This window comes from Pseudoalteromonas sp. SG43-4 (assembly GCF_014164325.1).
Classification (GTDB): Bacteria; Pseudomonadota; Gammaproteobacteria; order Enterobacterales; family Alteromonadaceae; genus Pseudoalteromonas; species Pseudoalteromonas distincta.
In genome coordinates this window covers 76,604-99,561 of the sequence record NZ_JACJFB010000012.1, presented here as the reverse complement: position 1 = coordinate 99,561, position 22,958 = coordinate 76,604, and the positions used below count along the sequence as shown (strand labels likewise).

19 protein-coding genes are annotated in these 22,958 nt (G+C 41.3%); 12 read left to right on the top strand and 7 right to left on the bottom strand.

Annotated elements, in window-relative coordinates; genetic code table 11:
- Positions 1-70 precede the first annotated feature (70 nt).
- The 3 genes from H5160_RS13000 to H5160_RS12990 are packed head-to-tail and all read right to left on the bottom strand — an operon-like array spanning position 71 to position 3,660.
- Positions 71-997 (bottom strand): ABC transporter permease, encoded by a 927-nt coding sequence (locus H5160_RS13000; RefSeq protein ID WP_024591976.1) that lies wholly within the window; start codon positions 995-997, stop codon positions 71-73.
- A gap of 3 nt (positions 998-1,000) precedes the next feature.
- Positions 1,001-2,104, bottom strand: coding sequence for an ABC transporter permease (locus tag H5160_RS12995; protein ID WP_182737701.1), 1,104 nt, complete (start codon positions 2,102-2,104; stop codon positions 1,001-1,003).
- Positions 2,101-3,660, bottom strand: coding sequence for an ABC transporter ATP-binding protein (locus H5160_RS12990; RefSeq protein ID WP_182716240.1), 1,560 nt, complete (start codon positions 3,658-3,660; stop codon positions 2,101-2,103). The genes H5160_RS12995 and H5160_RS12990 overlap by 4 nt, the downstream gene beginning before the upstream one ends.
- A 197-nt stretch (positions 3,661-3,857) precedes the next feature.
- On the opposite strand from H5160_RS12990, the gene xdhA reads away from it, so the two are divergent.
- From xdhA to puuE, 8 genes are read left to right on the top strand one after another with little or no spacing between them, the layout of a single operon-like run.
- The gene (xdhA, locus tag H5160_RS12985; RefSeq protein ID WP_182737700.1) at positions 3,858-5,357 is read left to right on the top strand and encodes a xanthine dehydrogenase small subunit; all 1,500 of its coding nucleotides are present in this window, start codon (positions 3,858-3,860) and stop codon (positions 5,355-5,357) included.
- Positions 5,344-7,683 carry a xanthine dehydrogenase molybdopterin binding subunit gene (xdhB, locus tag H5160_RS12980; protein WP_182737699.1) on the top strand — a complete coding sequence of 780 codons (2,340 nt, stop codon included), beginning with the start codon at positions 5,344-5,346 and terminating at the stop codon, positions 7,681-7,683. Before xdhA ends, xdhB begins: the two co-directional genes overlap by 14 nt.
- Complete coding sequence (gene xdhC / locus H5160_RS12975; RefSeq protein ID WP_182737697.1) at positions 7,676-8,566, top strand: xanthine dehydrogenase accessory protein XdhC; 891 nt, start codon at positions 7,676-7,678, stop codon at positions 8,564-8,566. The genes xdhB and xdhC overlap by 8 nt, the downstream gene beginning before the upstream one ends.
- Positions 8,563-9,063 carry a 2-oxo-4-hydroxy-4-carboxy-5-ureidoimidazoline decarboxylase gene (gene uraD / locus H5160_RS12970; RefSeq protein WP_024606698.1) on the top strand — a complete coding sequence of 167 codons (501 nt, stop codon included), beginning with the start codon at positions 8,563-8,565 and terminating at the stop codon, positions 9,061-9,063. Before xdhC ends, uraD begins: the two co-directional genes overlap by 4 nt.
- Entirely contained in the window at positions 9,060-9,398 is a 339-nt protein-coding gene (gene uraH, locus H5160_RS12965; RefSeq protein ID WP_182737696.1) for a hydroxyisourate hydrolase, read from the top strand. Before uraD ends, uraH begins: the two co-directional genes overlap by 4 nt.
- A 2-nt stretch (positions 9,399-9,400) precedes the next feature.
- On the top strand, positions 9,401-10,765 hold the full coding sequence (gene guaD, locus H5160_RS12960) for a guanine deaminase (RefSeq protein WP_182737694.1): 1,365 nt from the start codon (positions 9,401-9,403) through the stop codon (positions 10,763-10,765).
- Between the two features lie 5 nt (positions 10,766-10,770).
- The gene (locus tag H5160_RS12955) at positions 10,771-11,982 is read left to right on the top strand and encodes a urate hydroxylase PuuD (protein ID WP_182737693.1); all 1,212 of its coding nucleotides are present in this window, start codon (positions 10,771-10,773) and stop codon (positions 11,980-11,982) included.
- Between the two features lies 1 nt (position 11,983).
- The gene (puuE, locus tag H5160_RS12950) at positions 11,984-12,916 is read left to right on the top strand and encodes an allantoinase PuuE (RefSeq protein WP_182695344.1); all 933 of its coding nucleotides are present in this window, start codon (positions 11,984-11,986) and stop codon (positions 12,914-12,916) included.
- A 65-nt stretch (positions 12,917-12,981) separates the two neighbouring features.
- Here puuE and H5160_RS12945 read toward each other — a convergent pair whose 3' ends face one another.
- A complete protein-coding gene (locus tag H5160_RS12945; protein ID WP_154902977.1) occupies positions 12,982-15,483 on the bottom strand; it encodes a S8 family serine peptidase in 2,502 nt (833 codons plus the stop codon).
- 584 nt (positions 15,484-16,067) lie between these two features.
- On the opposite strand from H5160_RS12945, the gene H5160_RS12940 reads away from it, so the two are divergent.
- The 4 genes from H5160_RS12940 to H5160_RS12925 are packed head-to-tail and all read left to right on the top strand — an operon-like array spanning position 16,068 to position 19,198.
- Positions 16,068-17,570, top strand: a complete 1,503-nt coding sequence (locus H5160_RS12940; RefSeq protein WP_024595595.1) for a curlin — start codon at positions 16,068-16,070, stop codon at positions 17,568-17,570.
- A gap of 41 nt (positions 17,571-17,611) precedes the next feature.
- Entirely contained in the window at positions 17,612-18,010 is a 399-nt protein-coding gene (locus tag H5160_RS12935; protein WP_024595596.1) for a curli production assembly/transport protein CsgE, read from the top strand.
- Positions 18,000-18,425 carry a curli assembly protein CsgF gene (locus H5160_RS12930; protein WP_024595597.1) on the top strand — a complete coding sequence of 142 codons (426 nt, stop codon included), beginning with the start codon at positions 18,000-18,002 and terminating at the stop codon, positions 18,423-18,425. The genes H5160_RS12935 and H5160_RS12930 overlap by 11 nt, the downstream gene beginning before the upstream one ends.
- Positions 18,425-19,198: a CsgG/HfaB family protein gene (locus H5160_RS12925; protein ID WP_182737692.1), complete on the top strand. Its 774-nt coding sequence runs from the start codon at positions 18,425-18,427 to the stop codon at positions 19,196-19,198. Before H5160_RS12930 ends, H5160_RS12925 begins: the two co-directional genes overlap by 1 nt.
- A gap of 81 nt (positions 19,199-19,279) precedes the next feature.
- Here the strand turns inward: H5160_RS12925 and H5160_RS12920 are convergent, their stop codons facing one another.
- From H5160_RS12920 to H5160_RS12910, 3 genes are all read right to left on the bottom strand, one after another.
- Complete coding sequence (locus H5160_RS12920) at positions 19,280-19,969, bottom strand: LuxR C-terminal-related transcriptional regulator (RefSeq protein WP_024595599.1); 690 nt, start codon at positions 19,967-19,969, stop codon at positions 19,280-19,282.
- A gap of 183 nt (positions 19,970-20,152) precedes the next feature.
- Entirely contained in the window at positions 20,153-21,655 is a 1,503-nt protein-coding gene (locus H5160_RS12915) for a trehalase family glycosidase (protein WP_182737691.1), read from the bottom strand.
- Positions 21,656-21,669: 14 nt separating this feature from the next.
- Positions 21,670-22,908, bottom strand: coding sequence for a sugar MFS transporter (locus tag H5160_RS12910; protein WP_182737690.1), 1,239 nt, complete (start codon positions 22,906-22,908; stop codon positions 21,670-21,672).
- Positions 22,909-22,958 lie beyond the last annotated feature (50 nt).

Here is a 22,958-nt window from a genome sequence, read left to right as displayed (position 1 = left end):
TTATTCTCCGTGTTATATTTTTAATATCCTGTTGTAGCAGGTGATTTGCCATATTGATTTTGTAATTAATTTAATGACCCTTGTGCCAAGGTTTACCTAGCCACATGGGTTCGTACATTTTTAATTTTTGTTTATTTTTACTTAGCATAATCAGTACTATAAGCGTTGCACCATAAGGCAACATGGCCAGTAAGTTAGACTCCACAGCCCACCCAAAAGCCTGTGCCACTAAGTGCATAATGCTGGCAAAGCCAAATAAATAAGCGCCAAGCATTACGCGCTCAATACGCCAGCTTGCAAACACCACTAAAGCAAGAGCTATCCAACCTCGCCCTGCCGTCATGTTTTGAGTCCAAAGTGGTGTATAAGCCAACGACAAATATGCGCCCGCAATGCCAGCCAGTGCGCCGCCAAACATTACGGCTAAATAACGTGTACGCATTACAGGTAATCCTAAGTTATTACCCACACTTGGGTTTTCGCCAATAGCTCGTACTGCAAGCCCTGCTCTGTGGTATTTAAAAAACAAATACGCACCAAGCACTAAACCCCAACTTAAATACACAATGGCGTCTTGCGAAAATAGCGCTTTGCCTAAAACCGGAATATGCTCAAACCCTGCAATTGCTAAAGTAGGTAACGCGTTAATGGTTTTTCCCTCATAGTCAGCACCTAAAAATGCCGAGAGGCCTGTACCAAAAATAGTCAGCGCCAAACCTGCAGCCACTTGGCTAGCATTTAAATTAAGTGCTACAAAAGCAAAAATAAGTGAGGCCATAACACCAACCAAAGCTGCTACCGTAAAACCAATAAATAGGTTGTCGCATTGGTACATAGTTATAAACCCTGCCACTGCGCCAAGTAGCATCATGCCTTCTTGCCCTAAATTTAAGGTGCCGCTTTTTTCGCATACCATTTCACCCAGCGCCACCAGCAATAAGGGGGTGCCTGTACGAATAGTGGCGTATAAAATATTAGTAATTACATCTAATTCCATGATTTAAGACTCCTGTGCAATATGTATTGGCTGCGCTTTTTGTTGTTTAAATGGCAGCGAAAATCTAAGGCGATAAGTAATAAGCACATCGCACGAGAGTAGATAAAACAGCATTAACCCCTGAAAAATACCGGTTATAGCGTTAGGTAATCCCATGTTAATTTGCGCAAGTTCACCTCCCATATAAATAAGCCCCATTAATAAGCCCGCAAACGTAATTCCTACTGGGTGCAATCGCCCTAAAAAAGCAACAATAATGGCGGCATAGCCATAACCGGGTGATATTTGCGGAACCAACTGTCCAATAGGCCCAGCTACTTCGCCCGCTCCAGCGAGCCCCGCCAAGCCCCCGCTAATAACTAGCACTCCGGCAATTAATAATGCTCGCTTGTAACCCGCCATTTTGGCCGCGGATGCATCAAGCCCAAGTACTTGTATTTGAAAGCCTATAAAGGTTTTACTAATAAAAACCCATGTGGCGCATAGCGCTAATAACGCAAACGCCAGGCCTAAGTGCAATCGAGTACCGTCGAATAAAACAGGCAATAACGTGCTATCGCCAAACAATGCACTTTCAGGAAAATTATAACCGTGAGGATCTTTGAGTGGCCCATGAACAGCCCACAGCAATACATTTACTGCTATGTAGTTGAGCATTATGGTGACTAAAATTTCATTGGTGTTTAAACGCAGCTTCATAAAAGCAGCAAGCCCCGCCCACAACATGCCACCAGCAATACCCGCAAGTAATGTTAGTGGCATTGCAAAAGCACTTGATGAGTCAACAAAGTTAACGGCTACAGCACTTGCACATACACCACCAATAAGCAGTTGCCCTTCTGCGCCTATATTCCAAACCGATGCTCTATAACAAAGCGCTAAACCATAGGCGCATAGCAAAATAGGAATGGTCATTACAAGTAGCTCAGTTACACCATACCAATCGGCAACAGGTGCTATAAGCAATGTATACAGGGCATTTAAAGGATCATGCCCTAATAAGGCAAACACCACGTAACCGGTTATTAATGTGAGTAAAATAGCTAAAACAGGAGAGAGATAACTCCAAGCCGGTGAGCGCTCAACACGTGGTTCTAACTTAATCATGCAAGTTCCCCTTGTGGTGTGTGTACTTTAGGCTGGTTATTAAAAACATCACTAAAATCGCCAGCCATCCACTGTCCTAACTGCACAAGCGGTACGGTATCGGTGTTTAAAATAGGAGACAGTTTTCCATCGCAAATTGCGCCAATGCGGTCGCAAATCTTATAAAGTTCGTCTAAATCTTCTGAAATAACGAGTACCGCACACCCTTCGTCACGAAGCTTTAAAATAGCTTCATGTATCGCCACTTGTGCGCCTATATCTACTCCCCAAGTAGGATGCGACATAACGAGTAGTTTTGGGCTTTGCTCTACCTCGCGACCAATAATAAATTTTTGTAAATTACCACCTGAAAGGCTAGCTGCATGAGTGCGAAAACTTGGCGTTTTAACCTTGTATTTTGTAATGATTTTATTAGCAAGCTCAGTAATTTTTTGTTTTACTAAAAAGCCATTTTTAACTAGTCCACTATCAAAACTAGTAAGCAATGCATTTTGTGCCAAATCCATAGTGGGCACGGCTCCTCGCCCAAGCCTATCCTCTGGCACACATGCAAGCCCAAGGCGGCGCCTTTTTAGCGGGCACAGTGCATCAACTACGGTATTTTTAAATTTAATGGCGCTACTACTAGCTTGAATTTGCTCCCCCGAAAGCACTTTTAATAACTCTTCTTGTCCGTTGCCAGCAACACCCGCAATCCCCACTATTTCGCCTTGCTGTACTGCAAAGTTAATGTTTTTAAGGGGTGTTTCAAATAATGCTTGTGCGGCGGTGGTTAGATTATTAACGGTTAAAAAATCCGCAGTACCCAAAGCTCTGCGAGTTTGGTTACTAATTGGCGTGTTGTCGCCTACCATCAGCCTAGCAATTGACTCACTAGTTTCGTTTTTAGGAATACAATGCCCGCTTACTTTCCCGCCTCTCAAAATGGTCGCACTGTCACATAGCTCAATCACTTCGTGCAGTTTATGGCTAATAAACAGCACAGAGCAGCCTTCTTTTTTAAGTGACTTTAGGGTTTTAAATAATGCATCGACTTCTTGTGGAGTAAGTACTGAAGTGGGTTCGTCTAAAATAAGTAACTGAATATCTAATAATAAGCATCTAACAATTTCTACTCGTTGGCGCTCTCCAGTTGAAAGTGTTGATACCAGTCTATGGGGGTCTAATGGCATACCATAACGTGTTGATGTTTTTGTAATTCGACCCGCAAGCGTGCTGCTATGCCCTGCTAAATCACCTAACGCTAGTTCAATATTTTGGGCAACCGTAAGTGTTTCAAATAACGAAAAATGCTGAAACACCATTCCGATGCCTAAATCACGCGCATCAGCAGGCTCTTTTATATTCATTATACGGCCGTTGAAAAACATGTCCCCTTGGTCAGGTTTAACCACACCATAAAGCATTTTCATTAATGTGCTTTTACCTGCACCGTTTTCACCTAATAAGGCATGCACTTCACCATGCTTAATTTTTAAGGTTACGTCATTATTGGCTATACATCCGGGATACTGCTTTGTCATTCCCTGCATAGTAAGGCGGTATTTATTATTCATTATTAGGCCTATTTGTACTTAATGAGCAATTTAGCATACTCAAAACATCAACTGACCAACCGGTCAACAATGGCATGGTAACTGCAATATACTTACCAAGATGAAAAAGTATTTTTCTTACCCGTGCGCAAACAACAAGAAAAAACATACGCCAAGCCTTTATGTATCAGGGCTTTATAAAAATTAAGGGGGTCTGTGTGATTCAATTTTTATTAAATAACACGCCAATTGAAGTACAAGAATGTTCGCCAAGTCTCACCATTTTGGACTGGCTACGCACCAAAAAAGGGAAAGTGGGCACCAAAGAAGGGTGTGCAACTGGCGACTGTGGTGCGTGCACAATATTAGTGGGTGAAGAGCGTATAAATGCAAACGGGCAAACTAGTTGGCAATACAAAACAATGAACAGCTGTTTATTGTTATTAGGTAATGCGCATGCAAAACATATAGTAACGGTAGAGGCTGTGACTACTGGCTTATACCCAAACTTAACCGATTTACATCCCGTACAACGTGCACTGGTAGAGTGCCATGGTTCGCAATGTGGTTTTTGCACGCCCGGTATAATAATGAGTTTGTTGGCTCTTTATATTAATGAGCCAACGTACCCTGGTAAAAAAGCGGTTATTCATGCACTTGGCGGTAACTTATGCCGTTGTACAGGTTATAGCCCTATATTACTTGCAGCCGAAAAAGCCTATAGCTATGAGCGTAAAGCTGAACCGTACTCAGCAATGGCCGCTCAATTTAAAGCATCACTTAATACGCAATATGATGACGATATTCCATTTTTAAAAAATGGTCCTCGTAAATTTTACTTACCACAAACTGCCCAGCAACTTGTTGAGCTAAAAGCGCTTTATCCTTATGCACATTTAGTTGCTGGTGGCACCGACTTTGCCATTGAGCTTAGCCAAAACATGCTCTTACCAGATGTAATTATCTCCCTTAGCCAAGTAAAGGACCTTTGCACCTTGGCAGATAATAACGGTGAGTTACACATTGGTGCAGCACTACCTTATAGCCAATTTGTTGAAGTATTTTATAACCATTACCCAGAGTCAAAAGAGCTATTTGAACGCTTAGGATCAAGCCAAGTACGTAACAGCGGCACGCTTGGTGGCAGCATAGGGAATGCCTCTCCTATTGGCGATCCCGCTCCCCTTTTAATCGCTCTTAATGCATCAATGGATTTATTAAGCAGCGCTGGTACGCGCACTATTAAAGTTGCCGACTACTTTATTGATTACAAAAAAACAGCTCTTAAAAGCGATGAAGTAATTAGTAAGTTCACCATTCCAAAGCGCCCAGAGTCGCTAAAACTGGCATGTCATAAAATATCAAAACGCTTTGAAGACGATATATCTACCGTTTGTTTGGTGCTTGCTATAGAGCATTCAAAAAACATGATTACTCAAGCCCGCTGCGCTATGGGCGGTATGGCTGCTATTCCTAAGCGCGCACATCATATTGAGCAAAAGCTGATATCTCAATCATTACAAGTAAGTAGTTTTATAGACGCAGCAACGGCTATTAACGATGACTTTACGCCCATGAGCGATGTAAGAAGCAGTGCGCATTACCGCACCACGGTAAGCAAAAACTTATTACAACGCATTGGTATTGAGTTTTGTGAGCCACAAGCACGCAACAATAACAACATTGCCATTACGAGGATCTCACATGCGTCACTTTGAAATGGATAAACTAAAAGCGCAAGGTGGTAGCGTTGGGCAATCTAAATATCACGAAAGCGCTATTAAACAAGTTTGTGGCAGTGCAAATTTTGCCGACGATAACCCTGAGCCTTACGGTTGCCTGCATGCCTACCCAGTGCTCGCCCCTGTTACAAGCGGCTTTATTAAATCAATTGATACAAGTCTCGCACTGGCAGTTGAAGGCGTTAAACGTATTTTATCGGCCGAAGATGTTCCGGGTAAATTAGATATTGGCCCGGTATTTCCTGGTGATGTACTGCTGACCAGCCATGAAATTCAATACCACGGGCAACCTGTATTAATTGTCGTTGCCGACACCTATGAAATAGCGCGCCGCGCTGCACGCTTGGTGGTTATAGAGTGCGAGCAAACTACTCCAATACTTGATATTAAAGAAGCCATTAGCAAAGAGCATTGGGTAAGGCCGCCCCATTCACTTAACCGTGGTAACAGCGAAAACGCCATTAATGACGCAACCCACCAGCTTAAAGGCGAAATAAACATAGGCGGGCAAGAACACTTTTATTTAGAAGGCCAAATAGCGCTGGCGCAACCTGATAACGACGGGGGCATTCATGTTCAGTGTTCTACGCAACACCCTACTGAGGTGCAGCACTTAGTTGCTAAAATTTTAAAAAAGCCATTTAGCTTTGTAAACGTAGAAACCCGCCGTATGGGCGGTGCTTTTGGCGGAAAAGAAACCCAAGGCGCACCATGGGCATGCCTTGCAGCTCTTGCGGTTTACCACCTTGGCTGCGCAGTAAAAATGCGCCTAGCCCGTAGCGACGATTTTAAATTAACCGGTAAGCGCCACCCGTTTTATAATCACTATCATGTTGGTTTTGACGAAAATGGTTTAATAGAAGGTGCCGACATTACCGTAAACGGATTTTGTGGCTACTCGCCTGATTTATCAGATGCAATTGTAGACCGCGCCATGTTTCATGTCGATAACGCCTACTACTACCCAGCCGCCACAATTAAGGGTAATCGCTGTAAAGTAAATACCGTAAGCCATACCGCTTTTAGAGGATTTGGTGGCCCGCAAGGCATGATTATGGGCGAGCTAATAATGGACGATATAGCCGCCAAATTAAGTAAAGATCCGCTTGAGATCCGAAAACTTAATTTATACAAAAAAGGCCGCGATACCACGCCGTACCATCAAACCGTAGAGCAACATATTTTAATAGATATGATTGCTCAGCTTGAGGAGTCGGGTGACTACTGGGCACGTAAAGAGGCTATTAAAGCATTTAACGTATCGTCACCTATTATAAAAAAAGGCCTTGCAATGACGCCGGTTAAATACGGTATTTCGTTTACTGTACAACACTTAAACCAAGCCGGTGCATTAGTGCATGTATATAGCGATGGCTCTATACATTTAAACCACGGCGGCACCGAAATGGGCCAAGGGCTGAATACCAAAATTGCGCAAATTGTAGCCCATGGCTTTGGGGTCGATTTTAACGCGGTAAGTATTAGTGCTACGCGTACCGACAAGGTGCCAAACACTTCACCAACAGCGGCCTCAAGTGGTACCGACTTAAACGGCATGGCGGCGCTAAATGCAGTAAACACAATAAAAGAGCGCTTAATTGATTTTATTACCGAGCACTTTGAAGTAGACAGCAACACTGTTGTATTTAAAGATAACCTCATTACTTTTAGTAAAGGGGAAATTAGCTTTAGCGAACTTGCAAATCTTGCTTACATGAATCGTATATCGCTTTCATCTACCGGTTATTACGCCACTCCAAAGATTCATTACGATAGAGCCAAAGGTGAAGGCCGCCCATTTTTTTACTACGCACACGGCGTTGCACTGAGTGAAGTAGAAGTAGATACGCTTACGGGCGAAAACACGGTAACTCGCGTTGATATACTGCATGATGTAGGCAGCTCAATTAACCCAGCACTTGATATAGGGCAAATTGAAGGCGCCTTTGTGCAAGGTATGGGCTGGCTAACAACCGAAGACTTACAATGGAATGATAAAGGCCAGCTTGCAAGCTTTGGCCCAGCCAACTACAAAATACCAGCCATTGGCGATACCCCTGCCGAGTTTAACGTCAATCTTTATAACTCAGCAAATCCAGAAACCACCGTGTTTAGATCAAAAGCCGTAGGCGAGCCGCCATTTATGCTGGCCTTTAGTGTATGGAGCGCCATTCGTAATGCAATAAGCAGTGTGGCTGATTACAAATACACCGCCCCACTGGATACACCCGCAACCCCAGAGCGAGTATTGAGTGCAATTGAGCAAACCGCTAGCTGGTTTAAGGAGCATCAACATGACTAATTTAAATGAGTCGTTTCAGGGTTTTCATACGCAAAATTGGGCGCAGGCTATAAACGAGCACGAACAAAGCGGCACTAACTATGTAATTGCCACGGTACTTGGCACCAATGGCTCAACCCCACGCGGCACAGGCTCTAAAATGGTAATAAGCGGCGAGCATATTTACGACACCCTTGGCGGTGGCCATCTTGAGTACGTAGTAATAGAAAAAGCCCGCGAACTACTTTCCAAAGGCGAAGCCGCCCAAGTAATTGAGCAATTTAACCTAGGTGCAAATTTAGGCCAGTGCTGCGGCGGGGCTGCCACCGTTATGCTTGAATGCATGCAATGCGAGCGCTTTACCTTAGACATTTATGGCGCAGGCCACGTAGCACAGGCGCTTATTGGTATATTGGCACAACTACCTATGCGCATACGCTGGATAGATAGCCGCGCCGATGTATTCCCACAGGCTATTCCAAATAACGTAGTAAAAGTGGTTGATGAAGAACCAACAGAGCAAGTAAAACATGCGCCTAAAGCTAACAATTACTTAATATTAACCCATAACCACCAGCTCGACTTTGCACTCACCCAAGCCATTATTAAACGCGCCGATGCCAATTGGCTTGGTGTAATTGGCTCTGACACTAAAGCCAAACGCTTTAAGCAGCGCCTAGCACATCGCGATTTTACAGCCGTTCAAATACAGCAAATGACCTGCCCTGTTGGGCTTAATAACATTTCGGGCAAATTACCAATGGAAGTGGCTATTTCGATTAGTGGACAGCTAATTGGCCTTTATCAGGCTATGCAAACCCAAGAGCCAAAACGCCAAGGCTTGCAATGGCGCACACTAAAAAATGCCTTAATTAGCACCACGCAAGAGGAAGTAAACGCATGAGTAGTTTACAAATAAATACGCTAAATGATGCACAAGTTAAACAAGCACTTGAGCATTGCTGCGCGGCGCCTAACTGGGTGGCGGGCATGGTAAAAGCAATGCCATTTAAAAGTGCTCAGCAGCTGTTTGAATGCGCACAAAGCACATGGGATAACCTTGGCGAAAGCGACTATTTAGCTGCCTTTGAAGGCCACCCGCAAATAGGCGACTTATCAACCCTTAGCAAAAAATACGCTGCTACCGCACAAAAAGCGGGGCATGAGCAATCGGGTATGAGCAAAGCAAACGAAGCCGTACTTACCAAAATGATTGCCCTCAATAAAGAGTACCTGAACAAGTTTGGCTTTATTTTTATTGTGTGCGCCACCGGTAAAACGGCCGAACAAATGCTCGAACTCATAGAGCAGCGCATACACAACACCCGCAGTACAGAGCTAAATATAGCCGCGGGCGAACAAGCCAAAATAACAAAAATAAGATTGGAGTCACTGCTATGAGCAAAAGCCCTATAACCACCCATATACTTGATACCAGCACCGGAAAACCAGCAGCAAACGTTGCTGTTAAGCTATTTAAATTTACAAATAACGAATGGGTACAACTAACCCAAGGCAAAACAGATTCCGATGGGCGTATTGCCGACTGGCTAAATACAGAAGTAGAATTTGCAACTTATAAGCTAGTATTTGATTTAGATAGTTATTACCAAAACCAACCTACCCCTGCGTTTTACCCAGAGGCACAAATAACGTTTAGATTACAAGATACTAAACATCATCATATCCCATTGTTGCTTAGCCCGTTTGGCTACTCTACATACAGAGGTAGCTAATAATGAGCACACAAAACAATAATGACTTAACAGTAGTTTGTGCCGATATACTCGACTTTGTTGACGACCCTGCCATTGCTGGCGAAAACGCCCATCGTTTTTTTGAAAAAGGCGCATTAGTTATCAAGCACGGCAAAGTAGTTAAACTTGGCTATGAGCACGACATACTGCCAACAATTGATAAATCAGCGCGTGTTATCCGCCACGATGGCAAACTCGTTATGCCTGGTATGATTGACACACACATACATTTGCCGCAAACCGAAATGGTAGGCGCGTATGGCGAGCAGCTTTTAAGTTGGCTCACCGAATACGCCTTCCCAACCGAAAAAAAGTTTACCTGTGAGCATTATTCAAAAGAGATATCTAACCGCTTTTTAGACGAGCTGCTGCGCAATGGCACAACCACTGCCCTTGTATTTGGCACTGTGCATCCGCAATCGGTTGATGCGTTTTTTAAAGAATCACAAAAACGCAATTTACGCATGATTGCCGGTAAAGTAATGATGGACCGTAACTGCCCTGACGACTTATCTGATTGCGCGCAAACAAGTTATGACGAATCTAAAGCCCTCATCGAAAAATGGCACAATATTGATAGGTTAAGCTACGCAGTTACACCGCGTTTTGCCCCCACATCAACCCCTGAGCAACTTCAAAAATGTACTCAGTTGCTTGAAGAATACCCAGACACCTACCTGCATACACACTTATCTGAAAACAAAGACGAGTGCGAATGGGTAAAAGGACTATTTCCAGAAGCCGAAGATTACTTAGGCGTATACGAGCAAGCAAAAATGGTACGTAAACGCTCAGTATTTGCCCATAGTATTCATTTATCTGAGCGCGAGCTATGCTGCCTTGCAGATAACAATGCGGCAATATCGCACTGCCCTACCTCAAACCTATTTTTAGGATCAGGACTTTTAAATTTAAAAGCCTGTGAAGAGCACGGCATAAACGTAGGCATGGGTACCGATGTAGGCGCGGGAACAAGCTTTTCTATGCTACAAACAGGTAACGAAGCGTACAAAATTCAGCAATTACAAGGTCAAAAGTTTTCAGCATTTAAAGGGTTGTATTTAGCAACACTCGGCGGTGCTAGAACGCTCGATTTAGAAGGGACAATTGGTAATTTTGAAGCCGGTTGTGAAGCCGATTTTATTGTAATGGATTGTTCAGCAACCCCATTTTTAAAATTTAGAATACAGCATGCCAAAACCCTGCATGAAAAATTATTTGCAATGATGATGTTAGGCGACGACCGCTGCGTTGAGCAAACCTACATTATGGGTAAAAGTGTGTATAAGCGCGATGATAACAATCAATTTTCAGACACCCGCTCACCGGTATTAGAAGAGGCTTAACCGTTATGGAAAACTATTTATTTGAGCTTGCTCATTTAGTACTGCGTTATTTTCATGTTATTGCTGGTATAGCATGGATTGGCGCTTCATTTTATTTTGCATGGCTTGATAACAACCTACAAACACCACCGCAGTGGAAAATAGATAAAGGCATAAAAGGCGATTTATGGGCCGTGCATGGTGGTGGCTTTTACGAAGTGGCTAAGTATCAAAATGGCCCTGAACAAATGCCGCATACTTTGCACTGGTTTAAGTGGGAAGCCTACACAACGTGGATCACCGGTATATTACTATTTAGCTTACTTTATTATGTTGGCGCCGATGTGTATTTAATTGATAACAGTAAAAGTGAGCTAAGTAAATTTGCAGCTATTGGCGCATCCCTTGGTTTTATTGGCTTAGGTTATGGTGTTTATCGTTTATTGTGTAAAACCTCACTGGTCGAAAACGGCAAAGTGTTTATTGCTGTAGTTATTGGTTTATTAGCTCTGTGGACTTTTGGGGTTGATCAATTATTTAGCGACCGCGCTGTGTATATTCATGTAGGTGCACTTATTGGTACTTGTATGGTTGGCAATGTGTATCACATTATTATGCCAGGGCAACGCTATATGGTAAGTGAAGTAGAAGCCGGTAGAATCCCTGATTCAGCGCCAGGTTTAAAGGCAAAGCTGTGTTCTATTCATAATAACTACGCCACGTTACCTGTGGTATTTATAATGCTGAGCAACCACTTTCCTTATACCTACAGCCACAACTTTGGCTGGCTTATTTTAATTGCGCTGTTTGGTATTGGTATGTGGATACGCCATTATTTTAACTTAAAACATCAAGGTATTAATAAACCCTCAGTACTTGTAAGCGGTATTGCAGCTTTTTTTGCTCTTATGCTCGCCATAGCCCCTTGGCCCAGTACACCAACAAATGCAGGCGAAAGCGCGCCTTTACAAACAAGTATTACCGACGCACAAGCGTGGGATATAATTAGCAAGCACTGTACACAGTGTCACAGCGAAACACCCACCTCTGAGCTTTTTCAAACCGCGCCGCTAGGCTTTAAACTCGACTCTATTAGTGATGTAAAAAAATCCAGCACGCTTATTCATACCCGCGCGGTTATAACCAAAGATATGCCACTGGCCAATATGACCAAAATGACAGACACAGAGCGCGAAACGCTAGGCGCTTGGCTCTCAGCACTTAAAAAGGAGCAATAAAATGAGCGAGCAATTTAAAAACTACCCGCGCGATTTAATTGGTTATGGTCCAGATGTACCCCATGCAAATTGGCCCAATAAAGCACGTATTGCCGTGCAAGTGGTATTAAATTACGAAGAAGGCGGCGAAAATTGTGTATTACATGGTGATGCAGCGGCCGAAACATTTTTATCTGAAATAGTCAGTGCCCCGCATGTTGAAGACCGCCATATAAGCATGGAGTCTATTTACGAATATGGCTCACGCGCTGGCGTGTGGAGGCTACTGCGTTTATTTAAAAAATACGATATACCGGTCACCATTTTTGCAGTGGCGATGGCCCTTGAGCGCCACCCCGATGTAGCTAAAGCCTTTGTTAAAGCGGGCCACGAGATTGCAAGCCATGGCCTGCGCTGGATTAATTATCAAAATATAGATAAGCAAACCGAACGCGAGCATATGCAACAAGCCATTGAGATCATTCAAACGCTTACCGGTAAAAAGCCCAAAGGCTGGTACACAGGGCGCACAAGCCCTAACACAGCAGCCCTTGTGGTAGAAAATGGCTCGTTTTTATATGATGCCGACGATTACAGCGACGACCTACCTTTTTACAGTATTAAAGAAGGTAAACCACAGTTAATAGTGCCCTACACGCTTGATGTAAACGACATGCGCTTTGCTGCCGTGCAGGGTTTTAATGCCGGGGATCAGTTTTATAATTACTTAAAAGATGCATTCGATACACTATACGAGGAAGGCGACCCACAAGGTGAAAACGCCCCAAAGATGATGTCGATAGGTTTGCATTGCCGCCTAATTGGCAGACCAGGAAGAATAAAAGCATTAGCACGGTTTTTAGAATATGCTCGCTCGCATGATCAGGTTTGGTTTGCCACACGTGAGCAAATAGCCGAGCACTGGCTTAAAACCCATCCGTATAAAAAAGCATAGTTTATATTTTTTTAAAACATAAAAAAAGCCCAGCAATGCTGGGCTTAAAGTCACTTTAGGAGTAGTTAGTTAAATGAAACCGTAATGATGTTAGAACATACATTTTCAGTTACACATAATTGGTAATCGTACGATGGTAATGTAGCACCACGTACGTAGTCGCGGTAACGACCTCGGTCAGCAGTAGTATCTACAAGCTCACCATTACGGTAAACACTTAGTGATTCAGCGCCAACACTTTCCCAACTAAGCTCTACACGCATAGTATCAAGGCGAGACTTATTAGCACGTTTTAAGGTGATTTCTAGCTCTACATCACTTACAACAACCGTTTGAGTTGATGTACTTGTATTGCCTTCACTGTCTGTTACCGTTAGTTCTACATCGTAATTACCTGATGCTGCATACACATGCATAGGGTTTTGATCAGATGATGTTGCACCATCGCCAAAGCTCCAGCTCCACTGTGTAATATCGTTATTTGAATCAGTGCTTGAATCAATAAAGTTAACTGTTAAGCCTTGTGTCTCAACGTCAAAACTAGCACGTGGTGGTTGTGGGCTAACTTCGCCAATAGCGCTTAGCGTTAATGACCAGCCATTAATTGTGCCGGTATCGGCTGCAGCAGTATCTTCTACTTGTAGTGTCCAATCGCCTGTAGCAACTTCGCCGTTAAATGATTCAGAAGTAAAGCTTCTAACTATGTCGTCGTTTGAACCACCCACATTGCTTTGTAGCGTTACTTGTGTGCCTTGAGCAGATACTAACTTAACCACTAAGTCGCCTGAGTAAGTATGCGAAATATCTACATCAGCAGTAGTACCAAATACTGTTAAGTCATCAGGAACATTAATTACTGACACTGCACCTACTGGCGAGTTATCAGGAATATCAACACTTGTGTTACTGCTGTAAGTAAAGTCGTTTAAGCCAACAGGTTGAACCATTAATTTAACTGACTGCTCTTTAACAATATCACCAGCTGTAGCTGTTACAGTAAGCTCGTATTCGCCCCACTGAGTGTTAGTATCGGTTTCAACATTTAGCATTACTTCATCGCCTGGGCGCGCTGTAAGCGATGATAAATAAGCGCCGCCTAATGTTGTTGATAACTCAAGCGTTACTTCTTCATCCCATTCGGCAATTGAACCAATTGTAAATGTGTAGTTAGTAGCTTGGCCTGCTTCAATTTGTTGCGTAAGTGGATCGGCTGATATTTTAAAGCCAGGTGTAGGGTCTGCATCAATAAGCGCTTGGTTAACATTAAGACGAGTACCTGCAACCGTTACACCTTGTAGCGCAGCATTTGCATCGCCAGAGTTCATTAGTAAATCTTTCAGCTCTTGAGTGCTAAGCTCAGGATTAATTGACAACACTAACGCTGCAGCACCTGCTACATGTGGCGTTGCCATAGATGTGCCTGAGTAAGATGCATAGCTCTCACCTGGTGTAGTTGATAAAATAGCACTACCCGGCGCGCCCATATCAACGCTTGTTAAACCATAATGTGAAAACCATGAAATACCATCGGTTTGATCCGTACTTGCAACCGATAATACACTTGCGTTTTCGTAGTTAGATGGGTAATGCGGGTTAACATCGTTATCAATAGTATCGTTACCAGCTGCGGCTACAAAGAGTAAATCCGCCGCTTCGCTCGATGCAATTGCATCTGCTAGTGCTTGGCTGTAACCGCCACCACCCCAGCTATTATTTAATACGCGTAAGTTAACGCCTGAGTTTTTAAGGCTAACCATGTAATCAATACACTTAATAGCGTCTGATGTTGAGCCATTACCCGCAGCATCTAAAAACTTACAACCAACAAGTGATACTTCATGGTTAACACCTACAACACCAATACCATTGCCACCACTTGCGCCAATAGTACCTGAAACGTGTGTACCATGGCCTTCGTCATCCATAGGGTCGCCACTGTCAGTAATGGCATTTATACCATGCACGTCATCTATAAAACCGTTACCATCATTATCAATACCATCTCCTGGTATTTCGCTGCTATTTACCCACATATTGCTAGCTAAATCACTGTGGCTGTAATCAATACCCGTATCGATTACACCTACCACTACATCGCGGCTACCTGTCGAAATATCCCATGCTTCTACTGCATCAATATCAGCGTCTGCTGTACCACCCGTTTGGCCATCATTATTTAAGCCCCAAAGCTCATCAAAACGAGGATCATCTGGCGTACGTGCAATGCTTACTTGGTAATCAGGCTCTACATATTCAATAGCTTGATGAGACTTTAAAAGCGCAATTGCGTCTTTAGTGCTCATTCCCGACACTTTAAACTTAGCTAAGCGACCTGAAAGTAAAGACGTATAGCTGTCATCAAGTTCATCTTTATTTAGATCAGTAATTTTAGCTTTAACTAATGAACGAGCCTGCTTACGCATTTCTTTCGTTGCATTACTTTTATATTTAACAATTATAGAATCACTGCTAGCAGTTACAGATTGCTTTACACCCACATCAGGAACTTTTGCAGCTGCTAAGCACGGAAGTAAGGCAAGAGTAATAATAGATAATTTTGTTTTCATTGTTCTATCCATAGTTTTTTTTGGGTTAGCTTAGATGCTCTAAGCATGTTCTTTCACTATTTCGAGTACAAGGGATCACATGGCATACCCTAAGGAAACAACCAAACTAATCATTTAACAAGTTAAAAAATAAAAACGTTGTTAAAACCAACAATTTTGACCAGTTAAAGTATAAAAAAAACACTAAAGACAGACCTTTTAATGAAATTCACGCAAAGCCATTTACCTAATAAAGGGTCGGAGATTTTTACTGCTTTTAGATTGAATTAATAAAATCCTCAACAACCGCACCATAACCCACTGAAAAATAAAAATTAAAAAATTGGTAAAAAATGATGATTTCAGAAAATACATTTGAGGAATACAGTAATTGGGTACTTAATAATTAACAGTTATTAAACGTAAGTTAAAAATAATGACAAAGCGTTTAGTGATAATTATTAACTACATCGAAAAATTTTACTTTAAGAGCTTTTCAAGCGGATCACAAAACATTATATCGGCACGGCATGCTGACACAGCAAATACCTTATAAAACCTATAAAATTTAAGGTGTTTGGTTTTAATATTTCAAGGAGAAAATAATGAAGTTGAACAAATCACTTTTAAGCTGCGCAGTTGCAATTGCAATGGGTACTAGCTTTGCTTCTTATGCAGATACTAACAACAAATCAGCATCAAGCTCAGAACTTGCTACCAACGTTTCTGTAGCAAGTGTTGAAAACTCAATGACTCTTATCCAAACTTTTAATGAAAATACTGCACTACTTACACAAGATGGTGATAGCAACACCATGCTTGTAACAACAACCGGTAATAATAACGAAACTGAAGTTGTGCAGAGCCAATTTGGTAATTATGCTGAAGTAATCACCACAGGTGACAACAACTTACAAGTATACAGCCAAGATGGCGTTGCTAATGGTTTTATCTCTGAAGTGACTGGTAATAATAATATGTTATTTGTTTCACAATTTGGCCAAGGCTTTTTTGTAAATAATGAAGCGATTAATATTGTAACTGGTGATGATAATATCATTGATGTTGAACAAGGCACTGGTGGTCACTGGTTCTACAACATGGATATGCAAGGTAACGCAAATGAAATTACCTCACTGCAAACCGGTGAATGGCATGAAGCAGAAATTACGATGCTTACAGGCGACGAAAATACTCTTGATTTAGTTCAAGACGGTTATTGGAGTACCTTTAAAGTAAGTAGTTTACAAGGCAATGACAACGAGCTTGAAGTTGAACAAGTAGGTGATCGTAATGCTGTAGCATTTAGTGCAATTTCTGGTGATGCAAATGAAATTGAAATTGAGCAAGATGGCTTAACTAATGCGGTAACGTTTGCAACTGTAATTGGGGACGACAACCAAATAGATTTAGATCAAGAAGGTTCACTTAACACAATTGAATCAAACTTATTTGAAGGTTCTAATAATGAGGTTTCAGCAACACAAGTTGGCGCTGAAAACTTAATGACAGCCGATTTAATTGGTGACAACAACGAACTAACTTCAATGCAAAACGGTGATTTAAACGAAGCCTACATGGGTGTAATTGGTTCAGACAATGAATTTACATCAGCCCAAATAGGTGATTTAAACTCGATTCACTTAGCTAACTTTAACGGCTCTGGCAATGATGTTGATTTAGTACAAGCTGGCGATGAAAATGCCGTACTTGTTCAATCTTCATACCCAGATGTAACGCTTACATCTAACGATAATGACATCGATATTGCTCAAGACGGCTCTCAAAATGAAGCAATTGTTACCCTTGCTGGCATTTTAGATAGTAATAATAACCAAATTGATATTGCACAAAGTGGCACGTTAAACCTTATTGATATGATGGTTGAAGGCAATAACCACAGCATTGATATTTCACAAACAGGTGAAGGTAACTGGGTTACTGGCGTTGAACAATCAGCATTTTTAGTTGGTGGTGAAAACGTATCGTTTAGTGTTACTCAAATTGGTAACGACAATATTGTTGAAGGCTCAGTAATTGGCTTTGACAGCACTGTATCTGTTACCCAAATTGGTGATGGAAACGCAGCAACAATTACTCAAATGTAATTGTTGAGGTGGGGAGAGCGATCCTCTCCCCTTTTTAAATTATGAAAAAAAATATTAACTTTAATCGTTACCTACTCACACTTTTCCTATGTTTTTCTGGGGCAACTCATGCTGCGGATGAACTAGAAATAGATGGCTTATTACTTGATAGAAGTATTAGCCGCTTTGGTCATCAATTTTATTATGAATTTTCAAACTACTGGCGAGATCTCCCTTCAACAGCTGGTTTTAATATTGAAATAAAAGAAACCGTAATACCAAAAGCGGGTACACAACTTTCTTTAATAATGAATAATCAACTCGTTTACGCGACTTATTTAGGTCGCAGATTAGAACCCCTCGATGAACGTGTTGAGCAAGCTGTTTATACAGTAATAGATGCAATGGCTCGCTCAAACATGGCTGCATCAACACCAGATATGGCTAAAGATGGATGGTAAAATGAAAAAAATAGCCCTTATAATAATAACAATATTAAGCTTTTCAGCTTCCGCGACTGAAATAATTTACACCCCAATAAATCCAAGCTTTGGTGGTAATCCACTCAATGCAAATATGCTGCTGAGCAAAGCACAGGCTCAAAATAAACACAAGGCTCCGGTAATCGAAAAAGGTTATGCTGAACAATTTCAAGACTCTTTAGAGCGCACTTACTTAAACCGCATGGTAAGAGAAATTACCGATATGGCTTTTGGTGAGGATATTGAAGATAGTATTTTTAATCAGGACTCAATTTTTATGAGTGGTGATTATCAAATTGAAGTTATAACCAGCACAACCGATTCTATTACAGTAAAAATAACAAACATATTAGATGACTCTGTTGTGATCATTGAAGTACCGAGGTTTGGATAATGTATAAACTACTAATAACAATAACATTACTGGGTTTGAGCGGCTGTACAAGTTTAGGTAAGCTTATTCCACCATCACAGCAAAAAGCAATTAGCCTAGAGCCAACTGAATTATTTGCAGACTTAAAAAATTTACCAAAACCTGTTGGCAGCATTCCGGTATCGGTCTACTCATTTAGAGACCAAACAGGTCAATACAAACCACAAACTAACGTTAGTTCGTTTTCGACTGCCGTTACACAAGGTGCTAATTCAATACTCGTACAAGCACTGCATGAATCTGATTGGTTTACACCTGTTGAGCGTGAAGGTTTACAAAACATTTTAACTGAGCGAAAAATTATTCGTGCAGGCCAAACTGATAACCCTAACCAGGCTGATTTACCTCCACTTACCACAGCTAAAATCATTTTAGAGGGCGGTATTATAAGCTATGACACCAATGTAAAAACGGGTGGGTTAGGTATGGAATACTTTGGTATAGGCGCATCTGAGCTTTACCGTGAAGATGCTATTTCAATTTATCTACGCGCTGTGGATGTTCGTACAGGCCAAGTGTTGCTTAGTGTGGCCACCAGCAAAAAAGTATTAAGCCAAGAGATGCGTGCAGGCTTTTTTAGATACGTAAGCTACAAACGTCTAGCTGAAGCTGAAGCCGGCTTTAGTGACAACGAACCTATGAGTATTTGTGTAACTCAGGCAATAGAAAAAGCACTGACAGACCTTATAACAAAAGGCATTGATAAAGGCTTATGGGCTAAAAAAGTGAGCTAATTACACAGGCCGTCATAACAAATAAAAAAGGCTACTAACAGTAGCCTTTTTTATAGGAAAAATTGAGATTATATATGCTATTTATTTAGCCATTGGTAATAAAACAGAAACGTAACGCTGAGCCCAATTCGCAAGCTCTACCCTGTTACGTGAGTTAGTTTTTTTAAACGCACTGTACAAATGTGTTTTTACAGTGTGGTCGCTAATGTTGAGCTTATCAGCAATTGTATTGTTACTCGCACCTTGTGCAATTAAATGAATAACGGACTTTTCTCGCTTTGTTAAATGATCGTAATCGTCCTGCTTTAATTCAATGTCGTCATGTAGGTTATTAAATGATGATGCCACGGCTAAAATGTCGTTAAAAGCTTTTGAAATCACTTTACGCGTAAACCAAAGCTCGCCAGTATCAACACGAACTAACCCTTTAAAAATATCTTCTGGCGCATCAGATTTATAAAAAACACCATTAAAATGGTTAAGCAATAAGTTTTGCTCGCACACATCTTCTTTATCAACATTAAAGATAACAACACTATGGTGTTTAGCTAAACAAATAAGGTCTGCGGGAATGAGATCTTGCCATTTGCTTTTAGCACCATCTATTAAAAACAAATCATAATTTGCACGCTGCTCAGCTTTAGGAATAACATCGTCCATTTTAATATCACCAAACAAGGCCTGTAGTGTTCTTAAAATAGCTGTGTAGTTGTGTGAATGAAAAGATGATTGAAATGTAGTTTTTACGAATACTGAGTTTTTATGGGGCATAAATTTCGTCCTTGAAACATTTACACTACATTACCTAAATCAAATACAACTTACAATGAGATTTTGGTATTAAAATAAAGTTATCGTTTCTCATCCTAAAACAGATAAAAACCTATTAAATCAATACATAACCTGCATTACTTTTGTTTTAACAATTTTTTGTAAGATAAATAACAGATCGGATTAGTAGCTTAGTAATTTATAAAATCGAGTCGTTACGCCATTAGTCCAACCAAAACCCTGCTGTACTTGATATTCACCACCACTGGCTAAAACCGCTGGTGTGCACACATTGTATTTTTCGAGTAAGCACTTATTTACTGCAAAATTTTGCTCAACCATATTTACCCAATTTTGCATTATATGTGTACTCAATTGAGTAATACCGTAGTTATTAAGCCCTTTTACCGCAAGCCATTGGAGTGGAGCCCAACCATTTGGACTATCCCACTGCTGAGGCGTTTGAGTAATAGTTGTAACAATGCCACCCTCTTTTAAAAATTCATTGGCTAATATTGTAGCTACCTTGATTGCTTGCTCATTACTGGCTAAATTAACAAATAAAGCAGTAGTTGCCGCCGCACTAAGTATTGGAGATTGAGTCGTTGTACGGCAGTTATAATCAACAAAAAAACCGGTTGGCTCATTCCAAAGGTAAGCATTAATAAGCGCCTTGCGATTGCTGGCAAGTAATTGGTAATGCTCTGCTTGTTCACTATTGCCGAGCAATTGAAAGAATTTGCTTAATTGATTCTCTAAGTTATACATAAGGCAGTTTAAATCTATAGGAACAATATCAGTTGTTTGAATAGAGCTTAGTAAATTAGACTCACCAAGCCAACGAGAACTAAAGTCCCAACCCGACTCACATGCAGCGCGAATATTACGATAAAAATCAGATTTTTTCTCCTTCGCCAACCCTTCCGCTAGCGCTAAATCTTCACGCAATGACTCTGCTCTTGGCTCACTTACATCGTCCCAATAACGATTTAAAACACCACCACAAGGCATTCTTACTACCCGCTTTGAGCCCAATAAATCACTCGAAAGGAACTGCGCGTCTTGCATCCAAAATATATATTCTTTTTCAAGTGCTGCAACACACATAGCAAGCCATTGCGTATTGAGTGATTTGCTATGCGTATGTTCCCATAATAACTCGACCATGAGTGCTAAAACCGGTGGCTGCGAGCGTGATAAATAATAGCGACGGTTACCATTTGGAATACAACCATAATCGTTAATTAAATCTACAAAGTTAAGTAGCATATCTTCAACTACATCACCTTTATCTGCATCGATTAAGCCCAATGCTGTAAAATAACTATCCCAATAGTAAATCTCTTGAAAGCGCCCGCCAGGCACAATATAGCTGTGCTTTAGTGCTAGTAATGAATCTTGCTTCGGGGTATCCGCCTCTCTTCTAAGGCCACTCCATAACGAGTCTATATAATGTTTAACCGATGACGTATCAGCCTCAGTGCCCATTGCTAGCACTGGGGAAGTAATAAAGTGTGCGTTTACAAACTCACTAAGCTGCGTATTAGTTAAAGGCGCTAATTGTTCATAGCTTTTACATGCACTTTGCCAATTAACACGCGCAATTGCATCTGCGAATGTTTTACAGTCGCTAAATACATGCTGCATTTGAACATCTTTAAATAATTGGCTGTCAAAAAAACTCATAACTTTCCTTACTGTTAAGCTGTTGTTGCGTGTTGTGAGATAGCGTCGGTTCGTTTTTTGAAAAAAATCACGCTAATAAAAATCAAACTAATGGGAACCAAAGAAAGGTAAAACGCATGCTGGCCACTAAAGTGCTCAAATACATAACCAGTTATTATTGAGCCTGTTGTTCCACCAAGTGCTGAAAAAACTACAATTAAGCCAGTCATAGCGGCATGACGATGTTTTTCAAGAGCGCTGAGAATAACTGAGTTAAGTACCGGATAAATAGGCGCCATGAAAAAGCCAATTAACGGTAAAATAAATGCAGCAAGTGGTGCATCAAATAAGCTAATTACTGTATTTTCAGTAACATTCTCAGTAAGCGGTAGGGTAATAAGTATGAGGCCGGCCATCGCAATTAAACAACTGCTCAATACAACAAACCAGTGAATGTGTTTAAGTACTTGCCCTGCTACTAAGCGCCCAAATGCAAGTGCCGCAGCAAAAATACTGGCCAGCTGAATACTAATAGCTATAGGAAGTTTTAAAACTTCATTATTGAATGTGGGTAGCCAAGTACCGACGCCCTGCTCAATTAATACGTATAAAAAAGCACTAATTATAAATATGAGTACCAACGGTTGATATGTTAGCTTAAGCATGGCGATAAAATCGAACCAACAGGAGCGTTTAGTTTTACTTATAATGGCGGGCTTTATAGGCGCAGCAATTACGCTCGCTATAACGATTAGGGCCAGAGCTGCTAGCAAGTAATAAACGTTGAGCCACGCGGTTGAATCGTTTGGATCTATAAAAGCAGTAAAAATCCAATAGCCACTTAACACACCAACCATGAAAATGCCCTCAATGGTGTTTAACAATGAAGAGTGGCTATTTGCATCATCTGTCACTTGGCCGATAATAGAGTAAACCGACACTTTAACCACAGCAAAGCCACAACCAATGGCGGCAAATAAAATTTTAAACGCATAAAAGTCACTAATTAAAGCCGTACTTACACAAGCAAGGGCAACAACAGTAAGTGCCCCAAGCATGGCCAGTTTATAGCCTAGGCGAGGAATAAACGAAGCCACTACAAATGACATTATCGCAATGGATAAATCTTTAAACCCCTCAAGCACTGAAGCTTCTGTTTTACTTACCCCAAGGGTATTTATTGCCTGCAAAATAACGGTGCCCACGCTATTTAACAAAATAGCGAAAATAAAGTAACTTGCTGCAATTGCCAGTGTGACTTTTGTTTTACTCATAATTGCCCTCGCTTTTCAGCGTTATTTAAACGCTATAACGACCTTTATTG

Bases quoted from the DNA above. Each gene is read 5' to 3' on its own strand.
- H5160_RS13000 (WP_024591976.1), bottom strand. From the start codon at position 997: ATGGAATTAGATGTAATTACTAATATTTTATACGCCACTATTCGTACA.
- H5160_RS12995 (WP_182737701.1), bottom strand. From the start codon at position 2,104: ATGATTAAGTTAGAACCACGTGTTGAGCGCTCACCGGCTTGGAGTTAT.
- H5160_RS12990 (WP_182716240.1), bottom strand. From the start codon at position 3,660: ATGAATAATAAATACCGCCTTACTATGCAGGGAATGACAAAGCAGTAT.
- xdhB (WP_182737699.1), top strand. From the start codon at position 5,344: ATGCGTCACTTTGAAATGGATAAACTAAAAGCGCAAGGTGGTAGCGTT.
- xdhC (WP_182737697.1), top strand. From the start codon at position 7,676: ATGACTAATTTAAATGAGTCGTTTCAGGGTTTTCATACGCAAAATTGG.
- uraD (WP_024606698.1), top strand. From the start codon at position 8,563: ATGAGTAGTTTACAAATAAATACGCTAAATGATGCACAAGTTAAACAA.
- uraH (WP_182737696.1), top strand. From the start codon at position 9,060: ATGAGCAAAAGCCCTATAACCACCCATATACTTGATACCAGCACCGGA.
- guaD (WP_182737694.1), top strand. From the start codon at position 9,401: ATGAGCACACAAAACAATAATGACTTAACAGTAGTTTGTGCCGATATA.
- H5160_RS12955 (WP_182737693.1), top strand. From the start codon at position 10,771: ATGGAAAACTATTTATTTGAGCTTGCTCATTTAGTACTGCGTTATTTT.
- puuE (WP_182695344.1), top strand. From the start codon at position 11,984: ATGAGCGAGCAATTTAAAAACTACCCGCGCGATTTAATTGGTTATGGT.
- H5160_RS12945 (WP_154902977.1), bottom strand. From the start codon at position 15,483: ATGAAAACAAAATTATCTATTATTACTCTTGCCTTACTTCCGTGCTTA.
- H5160_RS12940 (WP_024595595.1), top strand. From the start codon at position 16,068: ATGAAGTTGAACAAATCACTTTTAAGCTGCGCAGTTGCAATTGCAATG.
- H5160_RS12935 (WP_024595596.1), top strand. From the start codon at position 17,612: ATGAAAAAAAATATTAACTTTAATCGTTACCTACTCACACTTTTCCTA.
- H5160_RS12930 (WP_024595597.1), top strand. From the start codon at position 18,000: ATGGATGGTAAAATGAAAAAAATAGCCCTTATAATAATAACAATATTA.
- H5160_RS12925 (WP_182737692.1), top strand. From the start codon at position 18,425: ATGTATAAACTACTAATAACAATAACATTACTGGGTTTGAGCGGCTGT.
- H5160_RS12920 (WP_024595599.1), bottom strand. From the start codon at position 19,969: ATGCCCCATAAAAACTCAGTATTCGTAAAAACTACATTTCAATCATCT.
- H5160_RS12915 (WP_182737691.1), bottom strand. From the start codon at position 21,655: ATGAGTTTTTTTGACAGCCAATTATTTAAAGATGTTCAAATGCAGCAT.
- H5160_RS12910 (WP_182737690.1), bottom strand. From the start codon at position 22,908: ATGAGTAAAACAAAAGTCACACTGGCAATTGCAGCAAGTTACTTTATT.